This window comes from Mesorhizobium sp. P3_B5, assembly GCF_056402815.1.
In genome coordinates, this window is the sequence record NZ_JBFUGR010000019.1 from 37,640 (window position 1) to 61,306 (window position 23,667).

The 23,667-nt window shown below is 63.6% G+C and carries 18 protein-coding genes; 9 read left to right on the forward strand and 9 right to left on the reverse strand.

Annotated features, from left to right (window positions below):
• The first annotated feature begins 163 nt into the window (after nt 1-163).
• Entirely contained in the window at nt 164-1,993 is a 1,830-nt protein-coding gene (gene typA / locus AC1DVW_RS27625) for a translational GTPase TypA (RefSeq protein ID WP_477327316.1), read from the forward strand.
• A gap of 60 nt (nt 1,994-2,053) precedes the next feature.
• Here the strand turns inward: typA and AC1DVW_RS27630 are convergent, their stop codons facing one another.
• Nucleotides 2,054-2,680 carry a DUF1062 domain-containing protein gene (locus AC1DVW_RS27630; RefSeq protein ID WP_477327318.1) on the reverse strand — a complete coding sequence of 209 codons (627 nt, stop codon included), beginning with the start codon at nt 2,678-2,680 and terminating at the stop codon, nt 2,054-2,056.
• A gap of 608 nt (nt 2,681-3,288) precedes the next feature.
• Between AC1DVW_RS27630 and AC1DVW_RS27635 the strand changes: the two genes are divergently transcribed.
• The gene (locus tag AC1DVW_RS27635) at nt 3,289-3,903 is read left to right on the forward strand and encodes a LysE family translocator (protein ID WP_477245915.1); all 615 of its coding nucleotides are present in this window, start codon (nt 3,289-3,291) and stop codon (nt 3,901-3,903) included.
• 9 nt (nt 3,904-3,912) lie between these two features.
• On the opposite strand, the gene AC1DVW_RS27640 is transcribed toward AC1DVW_RS27635, so the two are convergent.
• Both AC1DVW_RS27640 and AC1DVW_RS27645 read right to left on the reverse strand, forming a co-directional pair.
• The gene (locus AC1DVW_RS27640) at nt 3,913-4,239 is read right to left on the reverse strand and encodes a hypothetical protein (RefSeq protein ID WP_477327320.1); all 327 of its coding nucleotides are present in this window, start codon (nt 4,237-4,239) and stop codon (nt 3,913-3,915) included.
• 134 nt (nt 4,240-4,373) lie between these two features.
• Nucleotides 4,374-4,937 carry a peroxidase-related enzyme gene (locus tag AC1DVW_RS27645; RefSeq protein WP_477327322.1) on the reverse strand — a complete coding sequence of 188 codons (564 nt, stop codon included), beginning with the start codon at nt 4,935-4,937 and terminating at the stop codon, nt 4,374-4,376.
• A 137-nt stretch (nt 4,938-5,074) separates the two neighbouring features.
• Here AC1DVW_RS27645 and AC1DVW_RS27650 point away from each other — a divergent pair, with 137 nt between their 5' ends.
• Nucleotides 5,075-9,874, forward strand: a complete 4,800-nt coding sequence (locus tag AC1DVW_RS27650; RefSeq protein ID WP_477327324.1) for an NAD-glutamate dehydrogenase — start codon at nt 5,075-5,077, stop codon at nt 9,872-9,874.
• Between the two features lie 273 nt (nt 9,875-10,147).
• Nucleotides 10,148-11,527: an MFS transporter gene (locus AC1DVW_RS27655; protein ID WP_477245920.1), complete on the forward strand. Its 1,380-nt coding sequence runs from the start codon at nt 10,148-10,150 to the stop codon at nt 11,525-11,527.
• Nucleotides 11,528-11,781: 254 nt separating this feature from the next.
• On the opposite strand, the gene purH is transcribed toward AC1DVW_RS27655, so the two are convergent.
• Nucleotides 11,782-13,398 carry a bifunctional phosphoribosylaminoimidazolecarboxamide formyltransferase/IMP cyclohydrolase gene (purH, locus tag AC1DVW_RS27660; protein WP_477327326.1) on the reverse strand — a complete coding sequence of 539 codons (1,617 nt, stop codon included), beginning with the start codon at nt 13,396-13,398 and terminating at the stop codon, nt 11,782-11,784.
• A 144-nt stretch (nt 13,399-13,542) separates the two neighbouring features.
• Here purH and AC1DVW_RS27665 point away from each other — a divergent pair, with 144 nt between their 5' ends.
• Nucleotides 13,543-13,851 (forward strand): putative quinol monooxygenase, encoded by a 309-nt coding sequence (locus tag AC1DVW_RS27665; protein ID WP_477327328.1) that lies wholly within the window; start codon nt 13,543-13,545, stop codon nt 13,849-13,851.
• A 31-nt stretch (nt 13,852-13,882) separates the two neighbouring features.
• Here AC1DVW_RS27665 and AC1DVW_RS27670 read toward each other — a convergent pair whose 3' ends face one another.
• Nucleotides 13,883-15,607, reverse strand: a complete 1,725-nt coding sequence (locus AC1DVW_RS27670; RefSeq protein WP_477245922.1) for a heparinase II/III family protein — start codon at nt 15,605-15,607, stop codon at nt 13,883-13,885.
• 156 nt (nt 15,608-15,763) lie between these two features.
• The gene (locus AC1DVW_RS27675; protein WP_477327330.1) at nt 15,764-16,600 is read right to left on the reverse strand and encodes a helix-turn-helix transcriptional regulator; all 837 of its coding nucleotides are present in this window, start codon (nt 16,598-16,600) and stop codon (nt 15,764-15,766) included.
• Between the two features lie 93 nt (nt 16,601-16,693).
• On the opposite strand from AC1DVW_RS27675, the gene AC1DVW_RS27680 reads away from it, so the two are divergent.
• Nucleotides 16,694-17,629: a phytanoyl-CoA dioxygenase family protein gene (locus tag AC1DVW_RS27680; protein WP_477327332.1), complete on the forward strand. Its 936-nt coding sequence runs from the start codon at nt 16,694-16,696 to the stop codon at nt 17,627-17,629.
• Nucleotides 17,630-17,787: 158 nt separating this feature from the next.
• Here AC1DVW_RS27680 and AC1DVW_RS27685 read toward each other — a convergent pair whose 3' ends face one another.
• Both AC1DVW_RS27685 and htpX read right to left on the reverse strand, forming a co-directional pair.
• The gene (locus AC1DVW_RS27685) at nt 17,788-19,176 is read right to left on the reverse strand and encodes an RsmB/NOP family class I SAM-dependent RNA methyltransferase (protein ID WP_477327334.1); all 1,389 of its coding nucleotides are present in this window, start codon (nt 19,174-19,176) and stop codon (nt 17,788-17,790) included.
• Nucleotides 19,167-20,186, reverse strand: coding sequence for a zinc metalloprotease HtpX (gene htpX / locus AC1DVW_RS27690; RefSeq protein ID WP_477327336.1), 1,020 nt, complete (start codon nt 20,184-20,186; stop codon nt 19,167-19,169). The genes AC1DVW_RS27685 and htpX overlap by 10 nt, the downstream gene beginning before the upstream one ends.
• Before the next feature lie 105 nt (nt 20,187-20,291).
• On the opposite strand from htpX, the gene AC1DVW_RS27695 reads away from it, so the two are divergent.
• Nucleotides 20,292-20,513: a DUF1674 domain-containing protein gene (locus AC1DVW_RS27695; protein ID WP_477245930.1), complete on the forward strand. Its 222-nt coding sequence runs from the start codon at nt 20,292-20,294 to the stop codon at nt 20,511-20,513.
• Nucleotides 20,514-20,655: 142 nt separating this feature from the next.
• Here the strand turns inward: AC1DVW_RS27695 and AC1DVW_RS27700 are convergent, their stop codons facing one another.
• Complete coding sequence (locus AC1DVW_RS27700; RefSeq protein ID WP_477270517.1) at nt 20,656-21,321, reverse strand: HAD-IA family hydrolase; 666 nt, start codon at nt 21,319-21,321, stop codon at nt 20,656-20,658.
• Nucleotides 21,322-21,492: 171 nt separating this feature from the next.
• On the opposite strand from AC1DVW_RS27700, the gene AC1DVW_RS27705 reads away from it, so the two are divergent.
• Both AC1DVW_RS27705 and AC1DVW_RS27710 read left to right on the forward strand, forming a co-directional pair.
• Nucleotides 21,493-22,362 (forward strand): transglutaminase-like domain-containing protein, encoded by an 870-nt coding sequence (locus tag AC1DVW_RS27705; RefSeq protein ID WP_477327338.1) that lies wholly within the window; start codon nt 21,493-21,495, stop codon nt 22,360-22,362.
• Nucleotides 22,363-22,782: 420 nt separating this feature from the next.
• Nucleotides 22,783-23,667: class I SAM-dependent methyltransferase (locus tag AC1DVW_RS27710; protein WP_477327340.1), on the forward strand; the 885-nt coding region annotated here is incomplete at its 3' end.

Consider the following 23,667-nt stretch of genomic DNA (forward strand, 5'->3'; position numbering starts at 1 on the left):
GCCTTGGTTAATGAAATCATTTCACACGCGGATGTTTAAGATTTGATGAGTATTTGGTGACGAGCCGCCTCTTTCGCAATTGCGAAAAACCCTGTATGAGCCGCCCAACCGAAAGAGGCAGCGCCTTTTGGCCTGCTGCCTGCAACGCTCCCGAGACCACAAAATGAAAATTCGTAATATCGCGATCATCGCGCACGTCGACCATGGAAAAACCACCCTGGTTGATCAATTGCTCCGGCAATCCGGCTCCTTCCGCGACAATCAGCGCGTCGCCGAGCGCGCCATGGATTCCAACGACCTCGAAAAGGAACGCGGCATCACCATCCTGGCCAAGGCGACCTCGGTCGACTGGAAGGATACCCGCATCAACATCGTCGACACCCCCGGCCACGCCGATTTCGGTGGCGAGGTCGAGCGCATCCTGTCGATGGTCGATTCGGCCATCGTGCTGGTCGACGCCGCCGAAGGCCCGATGCCGCAGACCAAGTTCGTCGTCGGCAAGGCGCTCAAGGTCGGCCTGAAGCCGATCGTGGTCATCAACAAGATCGACCGTCCGGACGCCCGCCATGTCGAGGTCGTCAATGAAGTGTTCGACCTGTTTGCCGCGCTCGACGCCACCGACGACCAGCTCGATTTCCCGATTCTCTACGGTTCAGGCCGCGATGGCTGGGTCTCGGAAAACCCTGAAGGCCCCAAGGACCAGGGCCTGGCACCGTTGTTCGACCTCGTCATCAAGCATGTTCCGGCGCCGACCGTGCATCCCGGTCCGTTCCGCATGATCGGCACCATCCTGGAAGCCAACCCCTTCCTTGGCCGCATCATCACCGGCCGCATCGAATCCGGCACGCTGAAGTCCAACCAGCCGGTCAAGGTGCTGCACCATGACGGCACGCTGGTCGAAACCGGCCGCATCTCCAAGATCCTGGCCTTCCGCGGCCTCGAGCGCCAGCCGATCGAAGAAGCGCAGGCGGGTGACATCGTCGCCATTGCCGGCCTGTCGAAGGGCACCGTCGCCGACACGTTCTGCGACCCGGCGGTGACCGAGCCGCTGCATGCGCAGCCGATCGATCCGCCGACCGTGACCATGTCCTTCCTGGTCAACGACTCGCCGCTCGCCGGCACCGAGGGCGACAAGGTGACCAGCCGTGTCATCCGCGACCGCCTGTTGCGCGAAGCCGAAGGCAATGTCGCGCTGAAGATCGAGGAATCGCCTGACAAGGATTCGTTTTTCGTCTCAGGCCGCGGCGAATTGCAGCTGGCCGTGCTGATCGAGACGATGCGCCGCGAAGGCTTTGAAATCGCCGTGTCGCGGCCGCGTGTCGTGATGCAGACTGGCGAGAACGGCGAAATGCTGGAACCGGTCGAGGAAGTCGTCATCGACGTCGACGAAGAGCATGCCGGCGTCGTCGTGCAGAAAATGTCGGAGCGCAAGGCCGAGATGGTCGAGCTGCGCCCGTCGGGCGGCAACCGGCAGCGCATCGTCTTCCATGCGCCGACGCGCGGCCTGATCGGCTACCAGTCGGAACTGTTGACCGACACGCGCGGCACCGCCGTCATGAACCGGCTGTTCCATGCCTACGAGCCCTACAAGGGCGAATTGCCCGGCCGCACCAATGGCGTGCTGATCTCCAACGAGCAGGGCGAAGCGGTGGCCTATGCCATGTGGAACCTGGAAGACCGCGGTCCGATGGTCATCGATCCGGGCGTCAAGGTCTATCAAGGCATGATCATCGGCATCCATAGCCGCGACAACGACCTCGAAGTGAACGTGCTCAAGGGCAAGAAGCTGACCAACATCCGCGCCGCCGGCAAGGACGAGGCGGTGAAGCTGACGCCGCCGATCCGCATGACGCTGGAGAAGGCTTTGGCCTGGATCCAGGACGACGAGCTGGTCGAGGTGACGCCGAAGACCATCCGCCTGCGCAAGCTCTATCTCGACCCGAACGAGCGCAAGCGCTTCGAGAAGTCGGCGAAAGTGGCCGGCGCGGCGTAAGTTTTTCTTCTTCGTGAAGGATTGCCGGGAGGGAGCACATGTGCTCCCTCCCTTTTCGTTTCATCCACCCGCAGCCGAGATGATGGCTTCGCGGTCGACTTCGCCAGCGAGATCGATGCGGATCATAGTTCCCTCGCGGGCAGGCTTGCGCATGGCTTTGGTCCCATCCGGATTTACGACCAGCCGCCGCGTCTCCTCCAGTGCCTGAAGCCTCGAACGCGAGAGGCCGAGTTCGCCGGCGAGCAGGCGGTCGAGCCGCAGCGAGATCGGCATTTCCAACCCGAGATGGAGTTCGAGAGCGATTGTGTTTTCGCTGACATCGCCGAGCATCTGCTTTTGCACGGCGATTTCGGCAAACTCCACAACACGGCCAACCCGGTTTCGCAACGCCACAATGTCGAAGGCATGGCGACGCACCAGCACCGGATCGTTGCTTTCCAGCGCCTGCAGCAGTGCCGGCTCGATGTCGCGGGGGTTGCAACGTTCGAGAATGCCGAAATTCCAGGAATTGTCGCAATCGACGCAGCGGTAGATCAGCCACACGTCGATGCGTTTGCCGTTGGCATTGACGCGAAATTTCCAGCTGCAGCGATAGGCCTTCACAGTGCCGCAGCGATTGCAGTTGATGAGAGGTTGAGGTGCTGTTTTGGGCGCGATTGTCCAGCGGATAGCGAGATGTTGAGACAAGCCGAAAAGCCTTCCAGTGTGGAAGTTCTTCAGACCGGCAATGTCGAGATGCCCATGCGGGCAAGGCGTGGCGAGAGCTAGCTATGATCGGAAGTCAGGCGTCACGGGCGGAGCCACGCGACAGCGGTTCAGCAGTGCCAAACCGGTCTCGAACCGCCGCCTGAGGAACACATGAAAATAAAGCAGACACCGCTGATGCGGCGCCCTGCAAAGTATGATCAGGGGAGTTGGCGAGACCGGCGGCTACTGGGGCAAAGTGAAGCTCAAAATTGTTTCGCGGCGGCATTTCTAGCGGCGTGAAGCCGGGCCGGCAAGGGACTCTGCCGCCTTGGGTTCCTCGCCCCCACGGAAGTGGGGGAGAGGTGGCTCGGCGAAGCCGAGACGGAGAGGGGGAAGGCTCGACGTTCACAAGAATGCGGAGCAAACTCACCGGCGCCGCAGGCCCCCTCTCCGACCGCTTCGCGGCCACCTCTCTCCCCCGCTTTGCGGGGGCGAGGAACCCAAGCCTTGGTAGGTCAGTGCAAATGGTCCGTATCGAGTTGCCTTTGCCAGAGCCGCAGCTGTCGAGTATTTGTGGTTGATCGAGCCCTGACGCAGAGACTCACACCATGCACCTCACCTCGCTCCTGATCTTCGCCGCCGCTCTTTTCGTCGCCGCCGGTTCGCCCGGCCCGTCGATTGCTGCGCTCGTAGCGCGGGTGATCGCCAAGGGCTTTCGCGATGTGTTCCCTTTCCTGCTCGCCATGTGGATCGGCGAGGGCATCTGGCTGTCGCTGGCGGTGTTCGGGCTGGCGGTGGTGGCGCAGACCTTCCATTTCGCTTTCGTCGTGGTGAAATGGGTCGGCGTCGCCTATCTCGCTTACCTCGCCTGGAAGATGTGGACGGCACCGGTCGAGGCGCGCGAAGGCGAGATGCCACGCGAAGATTCGCCGGCAAAGCTGTTCTTTGCCGGCATGGCGGTTACGCTCGGCAACCCCAAGATCATGATGTTCTATCTGGCGCTGCTGCCGACGATCATCGACCTCGCTTCGGTCAGCCTCATCGGTTGGGTCGAGCTGACGGCGACCATGGCCGTGGTCCTGGTCGCCATCGATCTCGCCTGGGTGCTCGCCGCATCGCAGGCGCGCAAACTGTTGAAGAGCAAGCGGGCGATGAAGATTGCCAACCGCATCAGCGCCGGCACTATGGCCGGCGCTGCTGCGGCGATAGCGGCGCGGTCCTGAACCGGCGCGTCAACCCATCATATTGAGGATCGGCGCGATCTCGACGTTGCAGTTCGGCTCCATCAGGATCGGACAATCTTTGGCCTTGCTGGCGGCGGCGTCGATGTCTTTCGCTTCGATGATCGAATAGCCGCCGGTCGGGTTGCTGCCGCCATTGTTCTCGACCTTGCCGCCGGGCATGACGGTCTTCGACATGCCGACCGGATTGCCGCGGTCGACCACGGCAGAGCCAAGTTTTCCGAACCAGCCTGTCCAGGTATCGGTTAACGCCTTTAGATCGGCCTCGGTCGCCGGCATCTTGCCCGAGCCGTGATAGATGTAGAGAAACTTCGCCATGTTCTCCTCCCTGATCAGCGGCATCGAACCGGCATGCGGTCACGCCGCGTGCCGATCATCGGACCAAACCGGCAAACAAGCAACGGGGATGCGAGACAGCTAATATACGGCGCGGCTGTGACAGAGGCGATCCGCTATCGGGCCATGGCGTGATATTCATCGTTCGGCCGCATGTCGATGGCCGCTGCCACCCGGTTCGACATGTTGAAGAAGGCGGCGGTCGAGGCGATGTCCCAGATGTCGCGGTCGGAAAAGCCGGCCTGGCGCAAAGCTGCCCGGTCGGCCTCGACGATCTTTGCCGGCTCTTCAGTCAGCTTCACCGCAAATTCGAGCATCGCCGTCTGTCTGGCGGACAGGTTGGCGGCGCGACAATTCATCACCATCATCTCGCCCAGCGACGGATCGCCGGACAGCTGGCGCACTGCCGCGCCATGCGCGGTCAGGCAGTAGTAGCAGTGATTGATGGAGGAGACGACGACCGCGATCATCTCGCGCTCCAGCTTCGACAGGCCGGAGCTGCCCAGCATCAGGTCGTTGTACATGTCGGTGAAGGCGCGCAGCTTCTTCTCGTCGAAGGCGTAGGCCCTGAGCACATTGGGGACGAGACCGAGCTTTTCCTCGCATTTCGCAAAATAGGCTTTTGTTGCGTCGCTCAGCTCCGTTTGTGCAAGGTCAAGCGCGGAAATCCTGCCGGACATGGGGCATTTCTCCTCTTTGGGCGCGGATCTGTCGCGGAATGCCGATATTTCTTCGCAAGCCGTCAAACCTTTGTCGCCAAATACCGGTCATCTGCTACCATAGTCGCAAAAGCATGTGACGGGAGGGAATTAGCGTCATGGCCAGCCTGAAATCCGCAGACAGCCCAAAAAAGAGCAAACCGATAAAGGGAGGTGCGGCAAAGGCGGGCGAAAAGCCCGGCAGGCTTGCCGACTACTTGCTTGCTCGGGCGCCGGCTGAAGACATCGCCGCCTATGACGTCGCCGATCTGGTACGCGCTGCCGATCTCGCCGGCCGTGCCGTTGCCAGGCACAAAAAGGGCGGTTGCGTCGTTGCCATAGATGTCGATTCCGGTGTCGTGCGCGAGGGCCGGCCGACGACGGTCATCACTGTCGTCAACGACAACATGCCGTTCCTGTTCGATTCCGTCCTTGGCGAGATCACCGAAAGCGCCGGCGAACCGCTGCTGGTCACCCACCCGGTCATCACCGTCAGGCACGGCAAGGGCGGCGTCGATGAAATCCTGGGCGATGGCGGCTACGCCAAGGGCGACGACAGCCAAGACCGGCTGAGCGTCATCCACGTCCATATCGGCCGCCTTTCAGCCGACCAGGCCGAGGCTTTGGCCGAGCGGTTGAAGAAGATACTCACCCAGGTGCGCGCTGCGGTCACCGACTGGAAGCCGATGCTGGCCCGCCTCGACCAGGCTATCCACGAATTCCGCTACGCGCCGATGCCCCTCGACAAGGCCAGCGTCACCGAGGCGATCGCCTTCCTCGAATGGCTGCGCGATGACAATTTCACCTTCCTCGGCATGCGCGAGTTCAAATACACCGGCGGCGAGAAGAGCGGCACTCTGGAGCGCGCCGACAAGCCCGGCCTCGGCATCCTGTCTGATCCCGACGTGCTGGTGCTCAGACGCGGCACCGAAGCGGTGACGACGACACCGGAAATCCGCGCCTTTCTGCATGGGCCCGAACCGCTGATCGTCACCAAGGCCAATGCCAAGTCGGCGGTGCACCGCCGCATCTATCTCGACTACATCGGCGTCAAGACCTACACCGCCAAGGGCGTGCTGTCGGGCGAACTGCGCATGGTCGGCCTGTTCACCTCGACCGCCTACACGCGCTCGGTGATGAAGATCCCCTATCTCAGGTCGAAAGCCGAAACCATCATCGCCAAGTCCGGCTTCAATCCGGGCGATCACTCCGGCAAGGCGCTGATCAATGTGCTGGAGAGCTATCCGCGCGATGAGCTGTTCCAGGTCCCGGTGCCGATCCTGCGCAAGCACGCCGAAGCCATCCTGGGGCTGGTCGAGCGGCCGCGCGTCAGGGCGCTGGTACGCGCCGACCAGTTCGACCGCTTCGTCTCGATCCTCGTCTTCGTGCCGCGCGACCGTTACGACAGCGTCGTGCGCGAAAAGATCGGCGCCTATCTGAAGACGGTGTTCGAAGGCCGGTTGTCGGCCTATTACCCGGCCTTCCCGGAAGGCGGGCTGGCGCGCGTGCATTTCATCATCGGCCGGTCCGGCGGCAAGACGCCGAAGATCGAACAGGCGACGATCGAAGCGGCGATCCGCGGCATCGTGCGGACCTGGGAAGACGCGCTGCGCGAAACCGCGGCCGAAACCGGCGCCGATGCGGCGCTTACGGCCATCGCCTCGCGCTTTTCGGAAAGCTACCGCGACAGTTTCCCGCCGGCAGTGGCGCTGGCGGACGCCGGACGCATCGCCAAAATCGATGCGTCCAATCCGATCGCCATCGACTATTACCGGCATGCCGACCAGAAGCCGCATCAGGCGGCGCTGAAGATCTTTCATCATGCCAGCCCGGTAGCGCTGTCGCGGCGGGTGCCGGTGCTGGAAAACATCGGCTTCCGGGTTATCAGCGAACGCACGTTCGAGGTCGGTGACGAAGCCTCCGGCATGGTCTTCGTGCACGACATGGAGCTGGAGAACAGCTACGGCAAGCCGATCGATCTCACTGACGGCGGCGCGCTGTTCGAGGATGCGTTCCTGTCGGTCTGGCGCGGCGATGTCGACAATGACGGCTATAACGGCCTTGCCCAGACCGCCGGCCTGTGGTCGGGCGAGGTCACCATCCTGCGCGCCTATGGCCGCTATCTGCAGCAAGCCGGCATCCCGCAGAGCCAGGACTTCATCGCCGCCGCGCTCAACCGCTACCCGGAGATCGCGCGCGGCCTACATGCGCTGTTCGTTGCCCGTCTGGGGCCGACCGCCGAAGGGGAAGGCGTGGTGGCGGCCAAGCATCTCAAGGCCAAGATCAAGGACGCGCTGGAGGACGTCCCCAACATCGACGACGACACCATCATCCGCCGCTACCTCAATCTGATCGAAGCGTCGCTGCGAACCAATCATTTCGTTGCCGAAACGAAAGAAAAGGGCCAGTCGCTGGCGATCAAGCTCGATTCGCATGCAGTCGACGGTTTGCCGGCGCCACGGCCCTGGCGCGAGATCTTCGTCTACGGGTCCGAGGTCGAGGGCGTGCATCTGCGCTTCGGCCCGGTTGCGCGCGGTGGCCTGCGCTGGTCGGACCGTGCCCAGGATTACCGCACCGAGGTGCTCGGCCTGGTCAAGGCGCAGCAGGTCAAGAACGCCGTCATCGTGCCGGTCGGCGCCAAGGGCGGTTTCTTTCCCAAGCGTCTGCCGGTCGGTGGCAGCCGCGACGCGATCTTCGAAGCCGGCACGTCGGCCTACAAGAACTACGTCTCCAGCCTGTTGTCGATCACCGACAATATCGGCCTCGACGGCATCATCCCGCCGGCCGGCGTGGTGCGCCGCGACCCTGACGATCCCTATTTCGTCGTCGCCGCCGACAAGGGCACGGCGACCTTCTCCGACACCGCCAATGCGATCTCGGAGAAGCATGGCTTCTGGCTAGACGATGCCTTTGCCAGCGGCGGGTCGGCCGGCTACGACCACAAGAAGATGGGCATCACCGCCAAGGGCGCCTGGGAAGCGGTGAAGCGGCATTTCCGCGAGATCAATCGCGACATCCAGACCACGCCGTTCACCGTCGTCGGCGTCGGCGACATGTCGGGCGACGTGTTCGGCAACGGCATGCTGCTATCGCCGCAGACACGGCTGATCGCCGCCTTCGACCATCGCGACATCTTCATCGATCCCGACCCGGATATGGCGGCGTCGATGGCCGAACGCGAGCGCATGTTCGCCCTGCCGCGCTCAAGCTGGCAGGACTACGACAAGACCAAGCTGTCCGAGGGCGGCGTCATCGTCTCGCGCAGCCAGAAGTCGATCACGCTGCCGGCGGCGGCAGCAGCAGCCATCGGGCTTGACAAGACGACCGCGACACCGGTCGAGATCATGAAGGCCATTCTCAAGGCGCCGGTCGACCTTCTGTGGTTCGGCGGTATCGGCACGTATCTGAGGGCATCGACCGAAACCAACGGCGATGTCGGCGACCGTGCCAATGACGCGATCCGTATCACCGCGCTCGACGTGCGTGCCAAGGCGATCGGCGAGGGCGCCAATCTCGGCGTGACGCAGCGCGCCCGCATCGAGTTCGGGCTGAATGGCGGCCGTTGCAATTCCGACGCCATCGACAATTCGGGCGGCGTCAATTGCTCCGACGTCGAGGTCAACATCAAGATCGCGCTGGCTTCCGCCATGCGCAAAGGATCGCTGACCCGGCCGTCGCGCAACAAATTGCTGGCTGAGATGACCGGCGAGGTCGGCGGCCTGGTGCTGTCCAACAACTACGAACAGACGCTGGCGCTTTCCATCGCACGCAGGCGGGGCCTTGCCGACATTGCCCATCAGAGCCGCTTCATGGCGGCACTGGAGGCACGTGGCCTGCTCGACCGTGCCGTCGAGACGCTGCCGTCGCCGGCAGCCCTGGCCGAGCGCGAGGCGCGCGGCGAGCCGCTGACCCGGGCTGAACTCGGCGTGCTGCTCGCCTATGCCAAGATCGTGCTGTTTTCCGACATCGTCGCCAGTGACGTGCCGGACGATCCGCATTTCGACCGCGACCTGATGGGCTATTTCCCCGATCGCATGGCCAAGAAGTATGGCGATGAAATCCGCAGCCATCGGCTGCGCCGTGAAATCATCGCGCGTGTCGTCGCCAATGATCTGGTCAACCGCGGCGGCCCGTCCTTCGTCAACCGGCTGCAGGAAGCCACCGGCCGCAGTGCCGCCGACGTGGTGCGCACCTTCGCCGTGGTGCGCGACGGCTTCGCGCTGCCGGCGCTCTATCGCGAGATCGATGCGCTCGACAACCAGATCGACGGCCAGGTGCAGCTCGACCTCTACCAGTCGGTTAGCCGGCTTATCTTCATGACCAGCGGCTGGTATCTGAAGAACGATGCCGGCACCGCGCCGCTCGGCCAGCGCATCGCCGAACTGCAGGAGGCGCGCAAGGCGCTGGAACCGAAACTCGGCTCGCTGCTTCCGGCCTTCTCGCGCGAGCGGATCGAAGAAAAGCGGCATGGCCTGTTCAAGGGCGGTGCGCCGGAAAAACTGGCCGAGCAATTGGCGCTGGCCGATATGGCGGAACTGATCCCCGACATCGCGCTGACGGCGCGGATGGCGAATGCCGATATCGTTGCCGCGGCGAAGGCTTTCTTTGCGGTCAGCGATGCCTTCCGCATTCCGCGCGTCGAAGATGCGGCGCGCTCGATCACGCCGTCGGACTATTACGACCAGTTGGCGCTCTCCCGCGCCACCGACACGATCGGCGCCGCTCGCCGCGGCATCGCGGTGGCGGCACTCACCGGCCACGCCAAGGCGACGGATCCGGTGGCGGCATGGCTGGAGGCCGGCGGCGAAAGGGTGGCGCGCATCCGCGAGCGGCTGCAGGCGCTGACCGAAGGCGGCGACATTACCGTGTCGCGGCTATCGGTGGCCTCGGGGCTGATGAGCGATCTGACGGGGATGTGATCATCTTCGCAAGGCTGGCGCCGCCCCTCATTGCCCTGCCGGGCACTTCTCCCCGTATAGGGACGGGGAGAAAGGGCAGACCCAGCCTTGGCGCCCTCATTGCAACGCCGGCGATTGGCGAAATCATCAATGAGGGCGACCCTCTCCCCGTCCCTATACGGGGAGAGGATGCCGGCAGGCAGGTGAGGGGCAGCAGCAAACTTCGTCGGTTTGCATGGTCGTCAAAAACATGCAGACATGGCGCCCGACACGGGCGGTGCCGGGGGAATCAGGATGGCGGCGGTAGAGACAGTGCAGCGGGCGTCGGGACGCGGCATTTGGGGATGGATGTTCTTCGACTGGGCGGCACAGCCGTTCTTCACCGTCGTCACCACCTTCATTTTCGGCCCCTATTTTGCTTCGCGCATGGTCAGCGATCCGGTGATGGGTCAGGCAATCTGGGCCTGGGGTATCGCTGCCGCCGGGCTGGTCATTGCCGTTTTGTCGCCCATTCTTGGCTCGATCGCCGACCAGACCGGGCCGCGCAAGCCGTGGATCGCATTTTTCGCGTCGATCAAGATCACCAGTCTTTGCCTGTTGTGGTTGGCGGCGCCTGGCTCGAATGCATTCCTGATCGTGGCGTTGTTCTCGCTGGCCTCCGTCGCGGCGGAGTTCTCAACCGTGTTCAACGATTCGATGATGCCGCGCCTGGTGCCGAAGAGCGAGATCGGCCGCATCTCCAACATCGCCTGGGGCCTCGGCTATCTCGGCGGCATGGTCGCGCTGATCTTTGTCATTGCCTGCATGGCCGGCTCGGCGGAAACCGGCAAGACGATCTTAGGCCTCAATCCTATTTTCGGGCTCGACCCGAAGCTCGGCGAAGATGCACGCGCCACCGGACCACTGTCGGCCGGCTGGTATTTCCTGTTCATCCTGCCGATGTTCTTTTTCACCCCGGATGCCGTCAAAGGCATCCCCATCCGGCCGGCCGTACGCCAGGGCCTGTCTGAACTGAAGTCGACACTGGCCGAAGCGCGCAAGCGCGGCGGCATCTTTCGCTTCCTTGTCGCCCGCATGATCTATCAGGACGGCGTCAACGCGCTGCTGACGCAGGGCGGCGTGTTTGCCGCGGCGATGTTCGGCTGGTCGATCACCGAGATCGGCATTTTCGGCATCATCCTCAATGTCGTCGCCATTTTCGGCTGCTGGATTGCCGCCCGCGTCGACACGGCCTTCGGCTCCAAAGTGGTTGTGATGATCGCGCTTGTGATGCTGACGGTGGCCACTGCCGGCATCGTCTCGACCGGACCAGGTTTCACGCTGCTTGGCCTCATACAGCTCTCGACCACCGATTCGGGCGGTCTGTTCGGCACAGCGGCGGAGAAGGCCTACATCCTCTACGGGCTTTTGATCGGGCTGGCTTTCGGACCGGTACAGGCGTCGTCGCGCTCGTACATGGCGCGCAGCGTGACCGCTGCCGAATCAGGCCGCTATTTCGGCATCTATGCCCTGTCCGGACGGGCGACCAGTTTCCTGGCGCCGTTCCTGTTGGCAACGATCAGCTGGGCCACCGACTCAGCGCGGCTCGGCATGGCGGTGATCATCCTGTTCCTCGGCATCGGCATTGCGATATTGATCAAGACGCCATATCCGGCGGATCAGCCGGTGGAGTAGTTTTACCCTCCCCCTTGTGGGGGTGAGTGGCCGGTTCGCGTAAGCGAATTCATCGTGCCAGTGGCACGATGAAAGGCTGGCGAACGCCGGGACGCTGCGCAGCAGCGGGGACCCGGCCAGGCGATTGGTCATTCAGCGTTCAGCCCCAAGCCCTTCGCAGGCTCAGGGCGTTCGAAGCTCGAAAAGCCAAGCAATTGGCTTCTCGTTCGCTGCGCGAACCGCTTCTCACCCCCACGAGGGGGAGGTAAAAAGCGCTAATGCCTGAAATGCCTCACACCCGTAAACACCATCGCTATGCCGTGTGCGTCGGCGGCGGCGATGACGTCGTCGTCGCGCATTGAGCCGCCCGGCTGGATGACGGCGGTGGCGCCGGCCTCAATGGCCGATAGAAGTCCATCGGCGAAGGGGAAGAAAGCATCGGAGGCGACCACCGAGCCCTGGGTCAGTGGCTCGGCCAGACCAGCGGCCTCGGCGGCGTCGAGCGCCTTGCGGGCGGCGATGCGCGAGGAATCGACGCGGCTCATCTGGCCGGCGCCGATGCCGACGGTGGCGCCATCTTTGGCGTAGACGATGGCGTTCGACTTGACGTGCTTGGCGATGCGGAAAGCAAATTTGAGATCGGCCATCTCTGCCGGCGTCGGCGCGCGCCTGGTCATCACTTTTAGCTCAAGGTCGTCGACCACCGCATTGTCGCGGCCCTGGACGAGCAGTCCGCCAGCGACGGATTTCACGGTGATGCCGGCGGTGCGCGGATCGGGCAGTCCGCCGGTGACCAGCAGCCGCAGATTCTTCCGGGCGGCGACGATGCGGATTGCTTCTTCGGAGGCGTCCGGCGCGATGATCACTTCGGTGAAGGTCTTGACGATTTCCTCCGCCGCTTCGGCATCGAGGATGCGGTTCATGGCGACGATGCCGCCAAAGGCCGAGACCGGGTCGCAGGCCAGCGCCTTGGCATAGGCCGCCGTCAGCGACGCGCCTTCGGCGACGCCGCACGGGTTGGCGTGCTTGATGATGGCGACGGCTGCGGAGCGCGCCGGATCGAACTCGCCGACCAGTTCGAAGGCGGCGTCGGTGTCGTTGATGTTGTTGTAGGAAAGCTGCTTGCCCTGCAGCTGGCGCACTGTGGCGACACCCGGCCGCTTGTCACCGTTGATGTAGAAGCCGGCGCTCTGGTGCGGGTTCTCGCCGTAGCGCATGACGCTGTCCAGCCTGCCGCCGAAAGCGCGCCAGGTCGGATGCTCGATCTCCAGCGCTTCGGCGAACCAGCCGGAGATCGCCGCGTCATAGGTGGCGGTGCGGGCAAAGGCCTTGGCCGCCAGCTTCTTGCGGAAATCCAGCGAGAGGGAACCGATATTCATCTCCAGTGCATTGAGCACCGAGGCATAGTCGCCGGGGTCGATGACGATGGCGACATAGGCGTGGTTCTTGGCCGAGGCGCGGATCATCGCCGGACCGCCAATGTCGATGTTCTCGACGATCGAGGCATAGTCGGCGCCGGAGCGGCGCACCTCCTCGAACGGATAGAGGTTGGAAACCAGCAGATCGATCGGCTCGATCTTGTGGTCGCGCATCGCTTTGGCGTGCTCGGGATCGTCGCGCACGCCAAGCAGCGCGCCATGCACTGACGGGTGCAGCGTCTTGACGCGGCCATCCATGATTTCGGGAAAGCCGGTGAGCTCGGAGACGTCGCGCACCGCCAGGCCGGCTTCGGCGATCGCCTTGGCCGTGCCGCCGGTCGAGACCAGTTCGACGCCGGCCGCGGCCAATCCCCTGGCGAAGTCGATCAGGCCGGTCTTGTCGAAAACGGAAAGTAGCGCGCGGCGGACGGGAACGAGATCGGGCGCGGGAATGTTCTTGGCGGCGACGGCCATGGGCTGGCGGCCTTTCGAGGCTTGATTTGAAGCGTCCGCGGGCCGTAGCACATGAGATCAGGAAATCAAGCGCCGCACGCCATTCCAAGGTTTCGTATTTGCTGGTCTCGGATATAGGCTTGACCATCCCGGAGGAGCAAAATCATGGCATTTGTGCGTATTGGCCAGTTCAAGGCATTGCCGGACACGACAGAGCAGTTGCGGGCGATCTACGAAACCGAGGCGATCCCCGCCATCCGCGCCGCAGACGGCAACATCAGCGCCGTGCTGCTGCAGCAGCATCAGGCACGCGACACATTCATGGCGATCACCGTGTGGAGCACTGTGGAGGACGCCGAGCGCTATGACCGAAGCGGCCAGGCGGCGGCGATGGTGGACAAGATCCGCTTCGCCTTTGCCGGTCCACCTTCGCTGAGCACCTACGACGCCTTCGGTGTTCCGCAACAGGCCTGAGCTGACCGATTGATTGCCTGCAGAGCAGCGGTCAGTTGTTTTCCGGGTAACCGGCGATGGTCGTGCGCGTCAGCTGCCAGTGAACCTCTGATATCTCCGAGGCCTTGAAGGCAAGCACGATCTGGCGGCTGCGGCGTGGGCCGCCAAGACCGGCGAAGTAGATCGACTCATCGACCTCCGGCACCACTTCGGCGCAGGTGAACACCCAGGTGTCGGCGCCGTCGGCGGCCAGCACCAGCCGGTCATGCTCGTCCTGCAGCACGTTGATGTCGGGATGGATGTGGAAGCGCAGGGTGACGAAATCGCGGCCGTTGTTGCGGATCGCAGCATTGCCGGGCCGCTGGATGCGGTCCCTACCGGCAAGCACATTGCCGTCCGACGACAGTTTCAGTTCGCGTTCATGCAGGAAGCCGAAGCGTGCCACATAGCCGTCGTGGCGGGCGATGAAGCCCTGCATACCCTTCTGGTCGATGCGTTTGCACGGCACATGCTGCGGGCCGCCGATCAAGGGTGTGCCGAGCAGGTCATTGACGCGCAGCGAATGGCTGAAGCGCCCCGACGAGGTGTCGTTGATGGTGGCGGTCGAATGCGCCGCGGTGGCACGCGCCAGCGGCCGGAATTCAGCGGCGCCATAAGTGTCGATGCCGGCATTCACGACATAGTGCTGGCGGCCCGAGGATAGTTCGAAGGCGAGGCAGCCGGCATGCGCTGCGTTCGACACGTCGACCGGCGGCGGCAGGCCGGTATCGGCGATCACCGTCACGCCGCCCATGGACAGCCGCTCATAACCCGAATGCGGCGCGTGCAGCAGTGGCGCGCCGGCGGTGTCGTCGTGACGCAGAATGGTGGCGATACGGTCATGGATGGTGGCGCCCATGCCGTTGAAGCGGGCGAGGCTGCCATCCTGATGGCGAAAGAAGCGCAGTGCCGGCAGCATGCGGTCGATGGCGCCCATCAGCGCGGCCGGCGGTGTCTCCGCCTGGTTGGCATAGGTCTGGCGCAGCGGCAGAAGGTCGGCGAGCAGTTCGAGAACCGTCATCGGATTGCGTGAGATATGGCCGCCATCGGCAAGGATCTGGCGGTCTAGCTCCTCGGCGAGATTGCGGGTGGCGCCGCGCAGCGCCGATGCCGGCGCCGGCAGCGACAGAGCGGCAAAGGCCAGTGCAATGCGGGCGCGCAGCCTGTCCTTGCCGTCCGGCATTTCGCGCGCCATCGACCTGAGATAGCGGATCTGGACGGCAAGCGATTTCAGGAAGGAGCGGTAGAACGGGAACTCGGCGCCCTGCAGCACAACCGAGGAATGCTGCAACCAGGCAATGACGCGCTTGGCCGTGGTGCCTGGCTCCCAGGCGACGCCGGAAATATTGCTGCCATGGATGGCGATCCAGTCGGAAACCAGCGCCCGAGCGTTGGCAGCGGCGAGCTCGGTGCCGGCGGCACGCATGTGGCGCAGCCAGCGAAAGCCGTGCAGCGTCTTCAGCCAGCCGCGATTGGAGACCCCGATCTGGAACGGCGACTTGCCGCCGGTCTCCACCAGATGTCCCGACAGCGGATAGCGGCCATAATAAATCTCGAGCGCAATTTGCGGGTCGGCGAGGCGCAGATCCGGCGGCGCGATGAGGACGCGCTCCGGCGTGCGGCCGGAATAACGCCAGCGATAGACAGGCCCGGCACGCAGGCGCCGGCGCGCCTTGCGCCAGAACTCCTTCGCGACAAGCGTCCAAAGACGCGTCGTGCTGCCGGCAGCGAGTGCCAAAACCCCTCCTGATCGTCACATACCCCGACACAAGTTTATATGATTCAAGAACTTATGCGAAGGCGAATTCCACTGGCGTGAAGGAGTTCACGCTGTTGCCGTCGGACCAGCCCTAAAAAAGTCAGCACATTTCGGAGGTCAAGTCCCTGATCGCGCTCACGTCCGCCTGTGGCGGCTACGGAACGCGCTGGGCGAACACTTCTCGCGATCGCGAAAGAGCCGGGAAAAATAAAACGCATCGTGGATACCGACCGCAGCCGCGACAGATTCCACCCGGGAATCGGAAGCGACCAGCAATTGCTTGGCCAGGTCGAGCCGTATGCGCAGCTGAAATGCCTTGGGCGACATGCCGGTGGCCAGCGCAAACTTGCGGCGCAGCGTCGCCGGCGAGATGCCGAATTTCGCGGCGAACGCGTTGAGGTCGAGCGGACCCTGCGCGCAACTGCGCAGTTCGTCCACGACATGCTGAAAATCGGGGGCGCGCCGAAAATCGGGATCTCGTTTGCGGTTGTTCCATTGGGTCGCCTGCCGGGCGGCCTGCACAACGATTGCGTGCATGGTGGCAGCGGCCTCCGCCTGGCTGAGCACGGTATCCAGCGACAGTTCGGCGTGCAGCCTGTCGAACAGGCGCTGCATGTCGCCAAGGTCGTGCAAGGCAATGACGGGTTCTTCTTCGGCGATGAGCCGCAGCCGCGTGAAATCGCGCGTCATGGCGCCCTCGAAGAGCGCCCAGCGTTCGGTCCATCCCGACGCGTCCGGTCCATAGGAATGTATCTTGCCGGGAAATAGCCAGAACAAGGCCGGCGCCGCGATCGCCTGCGTGCCGCCAGCCCTGGTTTCAAGCCAGCCTTGCCCCTGCTCGACGAGCACGACGGCGAAATCCGGCAGCCTGCGATTTGCCTGGGTGACACGATGCCGGCCAACGCCCGTTGCCGACAGGCCACCGGCAGCGGCCGGCGGCGATCTGTACAGCGCGAAGTCCCGTTCTGGCATGAGCGAAAAGTCCAGCTTTACTTTCTGTCCATGGGCAGAGTGTTAAGTTCTATGGCACCATTTCGTCGAAACGACACGCCATAGGTGATCGAGATGTCAAGCCTTGTCGCCGGGGCACAACGCGAAGCCGCTGTTCTTCCTGTCGATCTGATCGCCAACGGCAAGTTGTTGTCGACAGCGAAAAACCGCTTGGGATATCTCACCCCGACCGACCCCTCGGTCGGGGTCGAGACGATCCGCAAGCTGTTTGCGGCGCAGGGTTATGTCTGGCTGAAGGGTCTGCTGCCGCGCCGCGACGTGGTCGATTTTCGCGGCTTTGTGTTTTCACATATGGCGGATACCGGGCTGCTCAAACCCGGGCTCGATCCGTCGCACGGCATAGCGGCAGCCGGCACCTTTGACCGCCAGCTCACCGACCGCCGGCTCATGTCGCTGGTTCGCTCGGCCGCCTATGAAGGCTTCTGCGCACAGCCGCCTCTGTCCCGCTTCATGGACAAATTCTTGGGTGGGCTGTCCTACCTGCACAAACGGAAGATCATGCGCTTCACCCAGCCTGGAACGTCCGTCGCGACGCCGGCGCATTACGATCTTGTCTATCTGCGCGGTGGCACCAGCCGGATCGTCACGGCCTGGATTCCGCTGGGCGACATTTCAGTCGATATGGGCGGCCTGGTTTACCTCGAGGGGTCGCATGCGATCGGCGCTGACATGGAAGCCCGGTTCAACAGGGACAATGCCGGCATGGACGCCCAGGAGCGCATCAGCGCCTACAACCGCAACATGGCCGAGGGCGGCTGGGTGTCGAAAGATCTGCCCGAAATGGCGGAGCGGTTCGATGCGCGCTGGCTGATCGCGGATTTCGAGGCCGGCGATGTCGTTCTTCACTCGCCCTACATGATCCATGCCTCGACGACCAACCAGAGCCTGGACGGGCGCATCCGGCTTTCCACCGATATCCGCTTTCAAAACGTCGATGACGAAATCGATGCGCGGTGGGGGAACCACTGGTCCCTGGACGACATGCTTTAGGATGTATCGATATTCAGGTGAGGCCGGCCTGCGAGTGCCGGTTTCCTCCGCTTCAGTGCTCACGTACTTCAAGTACGCTCCGCTCAGGTTCTCGAAAACCGCCGCTCTCGGCGCGGCCTGACCTGAATCTCGACACATCCTAGGCGACGCGTTGCACCTTAGGCTACCCGTCGCATGCGGGCGGCGAAGAAGCCGTCGAGACCGGAAACTCCAGGCGAACCAAGGTCGAGATCGGCGGGCGTGGTGCGCAGCGTGCCCTCTGGCGTCAGGAAGGTATCCATGCCGGCGATCTCACCCGGTTTTAGCGGATCGTCGACGATCCCGGCCGTCTGGGCGAGGAAGCTGCGATAGAGGTCTTCCCCCTCATGCGGGTCGAGCGAGCAATTGGAAAAGACGATGCGTCCGCCCGGTTTGACCAAGGTGACGGCGCGCGCCAGCAATTTTCGCTGCAGGTCGGCGAGTTTCTCGACATCGGCCGCCGTCTTGGTCCAGGGCACGTCGGGGTGTCGCCGCACCGTACCGGTGGAGGAGCAGGGGGCGTCGAGCAGGACTGCGTCGAACAGTTCCTCCGGCTCGTATTTGGTGAGGTCGGCCTGGATGATCTCAGCCGACAGGCCGAGGCGTTCGAGGTTTTGCGTAAGCCGCACCAGCCGGTTCTTCGAGGTGTCGACGGCCGTGACCTTGGCTCCGGCAAGAATCAGCTGCGCGGTCTTGCCGCCGGGCGCGGCGCAGAGATCGGCAATTCGGAGTCCCTGCACATCGCCGAACAGCCTGGCCGGAAAGCTGGCTGCCGCATCCTGAACCCACCAGGCGCCGTCCGCGAAGCCGGGCAGTTCGGTGACCGACGCGCTGAGCTTTTCCACCCGCACGGTGCCGGTCGGCAGCACGATGCCGCCGAGCTTCTCCGCCCAGAGAGCCGCATCGGATTTGACCGAGAAGTCAACCGGCGCCTCGACGCGGTGAGCAGCGAGAATTTGCCTGGTCTTGTCGACGCCATAGGCTGATATCAGCCGGTCGGAAAACCACTTTGGTGCTTCGTCGGTGGCGGCCAGCGCGGCCGTCAGCTCGGCTTCCTTCGCTCGCGCCAGCGTGCGCAGCACACCGTTGACGAGGCCGGAGAAACGCTGCGTGCGTGGGTCGGACTTGGCGTGGGTCACGGCAAGGTCGACGGCGGCGCTGTCGGGAATGTCGAGGAACAGGATCTGCGCCGCCGCCACATGCAGTATGTGCGACAGTGCCGTGGCGTTGGGCGGCAGCGACTTTTCCAGACGCCGCGCCAGCAGCCCTGAAATGGTCATGCGGTAGCGCAGCGCGGTGACCAATATGGCGCGCACCAGGCCACGGTCGCGCAGGTCGAGCGCCTTGTATTGCGGGTGGCCGTTCTCGTGGTCGGTCAGTCCGTCCAGCGGCGTCCGGGCGTCGATGACGGCGGCGAGCAGCCGGGCGGCCGCCTTACGGGCGGCGAGGCCGGCCACCGGTCCATCGGCGTCGCCTGTTTCACGATCGGCTGAAATTGCGGGCCGGGGCCTGGCCCCGCTCACGACCACGGACCCTTGGGTCCGGTCGGATTGCGGCCCCACGGGTTGGATTTCGGCTGCGCGGGCTCAGCCGGCGGCTCCGGCTCGGCTGGCTTGCCCCACGGTCCCGCCGATTGCTGCTCGTCCGCCTGGCGGGGCGTCGGTGCCTGGCGTGGCGCTGCCTGCGGCGCGCCGGCCATTTCGCGCGCCATCGCCTGCAGGGCAGCGATGCGGTTGTCGGTGTTCGGGTGGGTGGAAAACAGACTGTCCATGCGCTCGCCGGAAAGGGGATTGATGATGAAGAGGTGGGCGGTCGCCGGATTGCGTTCCGCGTCCGGGTTACGGATGCGTTCGGCGCCGCGGGCGATTTTGTCAAGGGCAGAAGCCAGCCATAGCGGGTTTCCGACGATCTCGGCGCCGCGCCGGTCGGCCTCGTATTCGCGGGTGCGGCTGACCGCCATCTGCACGATCATGGCGGCGAACGGCGCCACGATCATCGCCACCAGCACGCCGACAAAGCCGAACGGGTTGTTGTTGTCGCGGTTGCCGCCGAAGAAGAAGGCGAAATTGCCGAGCATCGAAATGGCGCCGGCAAGCGTGGCGACGATGGTCATAGTCAATGTGTCGCGGTGCGCCACATGCGCCAGTTCGTGCGCCATGACCGCGGCAACCTCTTCATGAGTCAGTGCCTGCAACAGGCCGGTAGAGGCGGCGACCGCGGCATTTTGCGGGTTGCGGCCGGTGGCGAAGGCGTTGGGCTGGGGGTTGTCGATCAGATAGGTTTTGGGCATCGGCAAGCCGGCCCGATCGGCGAGGTCGCGCACGATGGCGTAATATTCAGGCGCGTTTTTCTCGTCGACCTCGACGGCGCGGTTCATCGACAGCACCATCTTGTCGGCGTTCCAATAGCTGAACAGATTCATGCCGGCGGCGAACAGCAGCGCGATCATCATGCCGCCGGTGCCGCCGATCAGAAAGCCGACGCCCATGAACAGCGCCGTCATCGCGGCGAGAAGCATGGCGGTGCGCAAGGTGTTCATCGTCTGCTCCGTGTGGGTCGGTGGTAAAAAGGGGTCGATCCGCGTCGGTTCATCGCTATATGATGGGAAACGCCTGCGCTCGTTTCAATCCGCCGGACATATCGCATGATCGACGAAACCAGCAAAACCGACGCCGTTCCCGTTGACGACACGCCGCAAAAGCCAGTGTCGCCGGCGGCCAGCCGCGCGCTGGCCGAAGCCAGGGCGCGCCGCGAAGCCTATCGCGAGAAGGAGGCCGCGCTGCCGAAGGAAATCGGCGGCCGCGGTGGCAAGGAGCCCGGCCGCTATGGCGATTGGGAGGTGAAAGGCCTGACCAGCGACTTCTGAGGATATGCCGGGGTTCAGGTGATGCCGGCCTGCGAACAACCGATTCCTGCGCTTCCGGTACTCACGGACCCAAAAGTCCGCTCCGTTCCGGTTCTCGGCATCGATTGTTCTCGACTCGGCCTGACCTGAATCGCGACATATCCTAAGCGGCGTTGCGTTGTGGCTCGAGCGCGATCCAGCCGTTTTCGTCGATGGTGGTATCGACCCCCTCGTAACCGTCTATCGCGGCATGCTGCGTCGGCAGTGGGTGCTGGTGGGTGGCGCTGATCACCATCACCGACGCGCCCGCGGCCTCCGCTGCCGCGATACCCGCCGGAGCGTCCTCGAAGACCAGGCAGTCGCCAATATCGACGCCGAGCTGTTTCGCCGCCAGCAGGAAACAGTCGGGCGCCGGCTTGCCGTGGGAAACGTCCTCGCCTGCGACCATCAAAGCGGGCACCGGGATGCCGGCCGCCTCCATGCGCAGCAGCGCTAAGGAGCGCGGCGCCGAGGTGACGATCGCCCAGCGTTCGGGCGGCAGCGACGCCAGGAACGCCGCCGCGCCGGCGATCGGAAGAATGCCATCCAGATCGGCCGCCTCAGCCTGCAACAGCACATACGCCTCGTGGGCGGCGTCGACGCCCGGAAGCGCCAGCCGGCCGATTGTCTCGATCGCCCGCACGCCATGGATCGTCGGCAGGAAGGCGGCAACGTCGAGACCTTGCCGGTGCGCCCACTCGGCCCAGACCCTTTCCGCCGCGGCAATCGAATTGATCACCGTGCCGTCCATATCGAACAGGAAGGCCGCGAATTTTCTGCCTGCAAACATCTGAAATCCTGGGAACGTTTCGGGAGGGGAGAAGAGACGCCAATCGTAACGGCGCGGCGGCCGGATGGAAAGGCACGCGGGGCGTCTTTTCGACCAGCCCAAGGGAACCATGGCCCGCCCTTTTGCGTTTGAGCAAAACTGTTTTCCACGATGACCAAAAGGGGGACTGCGATGCTGATCCGGCTCGGCTATGAAATCGCCATCGACTGTATTGCCGCCACGCCGGTCGTTTCGCTGCTCGAGATCCACAAGGACAGGCAGGCCGACATCAAGCGGCAGACGCGGGTGCTGACCTCGCCATCGGTGCCGACCAAGGTTTATCACGACCTTCATGGCAACGCCTGCCGTCGGTTCACCGCGCCTGCCGGCAATTTTCGCATCCTCTACGATGCCGTCGTCGAGGACAGCGGCGAGACTGACGCGGTCAACACGCTGGCCAAAGAAGTGCCGGTGGCGGAGTTGCCCGACGAGGTGCTGTTCTATCTCCTCGGCAGCCGCTACTGCGAGACCGATCATCTCGGCGATCTCGCCTGGCAGCTCTTCGGCCAGCTTCCGCCCGGCTGGGCGCGGGTGCAGGCGATCGTCGATTATGTCCATAGCCGGCTGTCCTTCGGCTACGGTTATGCGCGCTCGACCCGCACGGCGGCGCAGGCGCATGAGGAGCGCGTCGGCGTCTGCCGCGATTTTGCGCATCTGGCGATCACGCTCTGCCGCTGCATGAACATCCCGGCCCGCTACGTGAACGGCTATCTCGGTGATATCGGCGTGCCGCTCGACCCGGCTCCGATGGATTTCTCGGCCTGGATGGAAGTGTTCCTCGATGGCAAATGGTACACGTTCGACCCCCGCCACAACAGGCCGAGGATCGGCCGCGTCATCATCGCGCGCGGTCGCGACGCCACCGACGTGCCGCTGCTACACAGTTTCGGCCAGCACCAGCTGTCGCTGTTCAAGGTGTGGACCTACGAGCAGGAGGGAAATCTGTTCAACCCGCCCTATCACGGCATCGATAAGACGGTCAGCGCGCAGATGCTGGCCTAAAGGGCTTTGTTTTTATGCATGTCGTTGTCCCAAAACCGCTGCACATTTTTGGGCGACATGCACTAAACGGAAAAGGCCGCCGCTTCTTGCGAAGCCGGCGGCCTTCCGTGTTTCCGTCCGTGGCGCGGCCCATGGCGGTGACCGAAGTCACCCGCCGCGCATTTCGCGCCTTAACGGGAAGACTGCTTCCCGAAAGTGCAATCCGCTGAGGCCACGTTCTGGAAAACGAAATCACTCGACATCGGATCACCTCCTTTCGATTTGTTGAACACATCCTCATGATGGGGTGCGCCGCAGCAAAAGACAAGGCGCCCCGCTGAAAAACCGCATGGGCCGGGTTTCTCGTGCGAGCGGGTTGCGGCCGGCCGGTCGGACGGGCAAAATCATTGCCGGCCACCCAGCATTTGGGAGGAGGACGGCATGGAAGCAGCCGAGAGGGCAGCCCGGATCGTTCGGACGGTTATCGAAGCGCTGAAGCCGGGCTTTGCGGTCAGGCTGTGGACCGGTGAACGGATCGGTCCCGCCACCGGCCCGGTGCTTGTCATCAACGACCAGGACATCGTCTGGCAGATGGTGCGTCGGCCCTCGTTCTCGACGCTGATCGAGATGTGGATCTCCAAGACTGTCGACATAGAGGACGGATCGCTGTTCGACTTCTACGCCCTGCCTTCGCAAGGCAAGCTTCGCACGAAGCTCAAGACGTTGCCGAAGCTGACGATCCTGCGCGACCTGCCAGCCGTGATGTTTTCGCGAAAACAGATGACTGCGCGGACCGATCTTTCCGGGCGCAATCCCTTCGTCAGCGGTTCGAGCCAGGAGGCGATCCAGCACCACTACGACATTTCAAACGCCTTCTACCGGCTCTTCCTCGACGACCGTATGGTCTACAGCTGCGGCTACTTCAAGGATTTCGCCAACAGCATCGATCAGGCGCAGATCGACAAGCTCGACTATATTTGCCGCAAGCTGCGGCTGAAGCCCGGCGAAAGGTTGCTCGACATCGGCTGCGGTTGGGGGGCGATGCTCATCTACGCCGTGAAAAATTATGGCGTCGTTGGCCACGGCGTTTCGCTGTCGGAGGCGCAGACCGAACTCGCCCGCGAGCGTATTCGTGCCGAAGGGCTGGAGGATCGCATCACCATCGAAATCAAGTCCTATGCGGAACTTTCCGGCACCTTCGAAAAGATATCGTCGATCGGCATGTTCGAGCACCTCGGGCTTGCCAATCATGCCACCTATTTCTCGACCATCCATCGTCTGCTCAAGCCTGGCGGCATCTATCTGCATCATGCCATCACCCGGCGC

Bases quoted from the DNA above. Each gene is read 5' to 3' on its own strand.
- AC1DVW_RS27665 (WP_477327328.1), top strand. From the start codon at position 13,543: ATGGCATTTGTGCGTATTGGCCAGTTCAAGGCATTGCCGGACACGACA.
- htpX (WP_477327336.1), bottom strand. From the start codon at position 20,186: ATGAACACCTTGCGCACCGCCATGCTTCTCGCCGCGATGACGGCGCTG.
- AC1DVW_RS27640 (WP_477327320.1), bottom strand. From the start codon at position 4,239: ATGGCGAAGTTTCTCTACATCTATCACGGCTCGGGCAAGATGCCGGCG.
- typA (WP_477327316.1), top strand. From the start codon at position 164: ATGAAAATTCGTAATATCGCGATCATCGCGCACGTCGACCATGGAAAA.
- AC1DVW_RS27680 (WP_477327332.1), top strand. From the start codon at position 16,694: ATGTCAAGCCTTGTCGCCGGGGCACAACGCGAAGCCGCTGTTCTTCCT.
- AC1DVW_RS27655 (WP_477245920.1), top strand. From the start codon at position 10,148: ATGGCGGCGGTAGAGACAGTGCAGCGGGCGTCGGGACGCGGCATTTGG.
- AC1DVW_RS27675 (WP_477327330.1), bottom strand. From the start codon at position 16,600: ATGCCAGAACGGGACTTCGCGCTGTACAGATCGCCGCCGGCCGCTGCC.
- AC1DVW_RS27650 (WP_477327324.1), top strand. From the start codon at position 5,075: ATGGCCAGCCTGAAATCCGCAGACAGCCCAAAAAAGAGCAAACCGATA.
- AC1DVW_RS27645 (WP_477327322.1), bottom strand. From the start codon at position 4,937: ATGTCCGGCAGGATTTCCGCGCTTGACCTTGCACAAACGGAGCTGAGC.
- purH (WP_477327326.1), bottom strand. From the start codon at position 13,398: ATGGCCGTCGCCGCCAAGAACATTCCCGCGCCCGATCTCGTTCCCGTC.
- AC1DVW_RS27700 (WP_477270517.1), bottom strand. From the start codon at position 21,321: ATGTTTGCAGGCAGAAAATTCGCGGCCTTCCTGTTCGATATGGACGGC.
- AC1DVW_RS27705 (WP_477327338.1), top strand. From the start codon at position 21,493: ATGCTGATCCGGCTCGGCTATGAAATCGCCATCGACTGTATTGCCGCC.
- AC1DVW_RS27695 (WP_477245930.1), top strand. From the start codon at position 20,292: ATGATCGACGAAACCAGCAAAACCGACGCCGTTCCCGTTGACGACACG.
- AC1DVW_RS27635 (WP_477245915.1), top strand. From the start codon at position 3,289: ATGCACCTCACCTCGCTCCTGATCTTCGCCGCCGCTCTTTTCGTCGCC.